Origin of the sequence: Eudoraea sp. (genome assembly GCF_049665975.1) — a bacterium.
Taxonomy (GTDB): Bacteria; Bacteroidota; Bacteroidia; order Flavobacteriales; family Flavobacteriaceae; genus Eudoraea.
Window position 1 is genome coordinate 1 of record NZ_JBATGR010000373.1, and the last position, 2,919, is coordinate 2,919.

Here is a 2,919-nt window from a genome sequence, read left to right on the forward strand (position 1 = left end):
TGACCATCAATGGCCAAAGGATCTAAGAGTTGGTTCTGGAGCCTATACTATAGCACTTTTAGAAGACGTGCCGATTTGGTTTGAATTGTGGCGACAGCTCAATGGTTTCCCTCCAAATTACTATCAGCCCAATGGGGACATGTCTAAATCTGAGAAATAGTAATATGAAAAAGCACTGGTTTTTACTTATTCTTTTCGCTTCACTTTCATTAAACGCACAGGTAAACGACACCCTCGTTTTAAGCTTTTATGAGTTCTTAGGATATGTAAAAAAATATCATCCTATTGCTCGTCAGGCTGAATTACAAATCGGTATTGGGCAAGCAAATCTAATGCGCTCAAGAGGAGGATTTGATCCAAAAATTGAAGTAGATTACGAAAGAAAACAGTTTAAGGGTGTTGAGTATTATGACCGTTTTAACGCTACCTTCAAAGTCCCTACATGGTATGGGATAGAATTAAAAGGTAACTTTCAGCAGGATCAAGGAGAGTTTCTAAATCCGGATGAATTTTTGCCAGAGGACGGATTGTTTAGTGCGGGAATCTCTGTTTCTGTGCTTCAAGGAATTTGGATCAATGAAAGAATGGCAACCTTAAAACGGGCCAAATATTTTAAAGAACAAACCCTGGCAGATAGAGATTTATTAGTTAATGAGATTCTTTTTAAAGCGTCAGTAACTTATTTTGATTGGTTACAGGCATACAGAAACAAAACGGTTTATGAGGATTTTGTTGATAATGCCAGTACTAGATTGGAAGGAATTAAGCGTAGTGCAGAAGCAGGTGATATTGCATCAATAGATGTTGTGGAAGCCAAAATAGCATTTCAGGATAGGCAACTTCGTCTCGAACAAGCCATGGTTGAGCTTACCAATAGGACTTTAGAACTTTCGAATTTTTTATGGACGGAGAATAATATTCCAATAGAGTTGCAGCCAAATGTCATTCCAAATATCGATATAAACAAGGAGGTGGATATTACGCTGGAAATCATGGGAAAACCTTTGGATAGTTTTTCATTGGAAAATCACCCTAAGATTAAGTCTTTAGGGTTTAAATTGGCTGGCCTGGAGGTAGATAAGAGATTAAAAGCCAATAAACTACTGCCGAGAATTGATATTGAGTATAACTTCCTTACAGAAACCCCTGGAACTCTGAGTTCTTATGATTCACAACAATATAAAGGAGGTGTTAACTTCCTATTCCCATTGTTTTTAAGAAAAGAAAGAGGGGATTTAAAGTTAGCAAAGTATAAACTAAACGATACTCAATTTGAAATAGACAATGCTGAAATCGAAATTCAAAATAAAGTTTTGGCAATCTATAATGCCTTGGATTCTTATCAGATACAGAATTCACTTATACAGAATATTGTTAGTGATTATAATACGCTTTTGACTGCAGAAGAAAGGAAATTTGATTTTGGAGAAAGTTCCTTGTTTTTGATAATTAGTAGGGAAAATAAACTAATTGATTCTGAACTCAAACAAAATGAAGTGCAAAACAAATTCCTGAGCACCAAAGCTAAGTTATTTAGAAGCCTGGCAATTAATCCCGAAAATCTTTAGGGGCAATTAACTTAAAATGCAGTAAAATAATGAACCGACTAAAGCTTATGCGAACCTTTTCCAAATTGTTCATAAAAGACACTTTTTTTATCTCCATTGGCATCTTATCGGCTGCTTTTGGGTTAGAAAGTTTTTTGCTGCCAAATAGATTTATAGATGGGGGAGTCACCGGGATATCACTTTTAATTACTGAGACTACAACACTTCCTCTTTATTCTTTAATTCTTCTCGTTAATTTACCTTTCCTGTTATTGGGATTGAAAGTAATAGGCAAGAATTTTGCTATTAAAACAACCATTGCCATCCTGGGACTTTCTCTTGTTCTTGCATTGATAGAGTTTCCGGAAGTAACACAAGACAAGCTCTTAGTTTCCGTGTTTGGAGGCTTTTTCCTGGGAGCAGGAATTGGACTTTCGATCCGTGGAGGTGGTGTTCTGGATGGAACGGAAATACTAGCACTTTATTTAAGTAGAAGAATGTCTGCTAAAATTGGAGATATAATTATTGTAATTAATATAATCATTTTCCTTGCCGCTGCTTATATGTTATCAGTAGAATCTGCATTGTATTCAATGCTAACATATCTGGCCGCTTCTAAAACCCTTGATTTTGTAGTAGACGGGATAGAAGAATATACTGGGGTAACTATTATTTCTGAAGCAAGTGAAAGAATTCGAAAGATGATTACCCATAAACTAGGGAGAGGGCTTACGATTTACGATGCCCGTGGTGGTTATAGTAAAAATGGAGTTCACAATGACTATGAGGTGATCTATACGGTGATTACAAGATTGGAAATCAGTAAATTAAACAATGAACTGAAGAAGATAGATCCCAATGCTTTTGTTGTTATGAGTAGTATCAATGACACCAGAGGTGGTATGGTGAAGAAACGAACGATTTAGTGGAAACCAATCATGCTTAAGTGTAACATGGGTTACATAATTGAAGTTGTTATTGTCAGGTTTTAGATTTTCTTTCGACTTTTGCAGAATGATAAATACAAAAGAATACAAACTCAGCGAAAAAATTATTACTTCATCCTTAGCAGCTGCTCTCTCCTATAAAGAGTACAGGATATTGGTTGATGAATTAGCAAAGCATGGAAAAACTACCGGGACTGAACAAAAAGAATCCCTAATAGAATATACGCGTTTAAATAGTAGGCGCATGAAGCGATGGGATAAAACCATTAAACTTCCGGAAAGTGCATTCGAAGTATTAAAGAATTTTGACAAGCCCGTTCTTTGGATCGTATTGACCGAAAGTTGGTGTGGAGACGCGGCCCCTTCAATACCTGTAATGAATAAAATAGCAGAATCATCTGCTAAAATCACCTTTAAAGTTGTAT

The 2,919-nt window shown here is 36.1% G+C and carries 3 protein-coding genes and 1 pseudogene; all 4 read left to right on the forward strand.

What is annotated here, in order from left to right:
- Positions 1–160, forward strand: a pseudogene (locus tag WBN20_RS12750) (biotin attachment protein); the annotation flags it as partial.
- Positions 161–164: 4 nt separating this feature from the next.
- Positions 165–1,568 carry a TolC family protein gene (locus tag WBN20_RS12755; RefSeq protein ID WP_424281964.1) on the forward strand — a complete coding sequence of 468 codons (1,404 nt, stop codon included), beginning with the start codon at positions 165–167 and terminating at the stop codon, positions 1,566–1,568.
- A 29-nt stretch (positions 1,569–1,597) separates the two neighbouring features.
- On the forward strand, positions 1,598–2,473 hold the full coding sequence (locus WBN20_RS12760; RefSeq protein WP_424281965.1) for a YitT family protein: 876 nt from the start codon (positions 1,598–1,600) through the stop codon (positions 2,471–2,473).
- Between the two features lie 88 nt (positions 2,474–2,561).
- Positions 2,562–2,919, forward strand: a 358-nt coding sequence (locus WBN20_RS12765) for a thioredoxin family protein (protein WP_424281966.1), incomplete at its 3' end; no start/stop codon positions are given.

Coding starts and splice junctions, on each gene's coding strand:
- WBN20_RS12760 (WP_424281965.1), top strand. CDS start 1,598: ATGAACCGACTAAAGCTTATGCGAACCTTTTCCAAATTGTTCATAAAA.
- WBN20_RS12755 (WP_424281964.1), top strand. CDS start 165: ATGAAAAAGCACTGGTTTTTACTTATTCTTTTCGCTTCACTTTCATTA.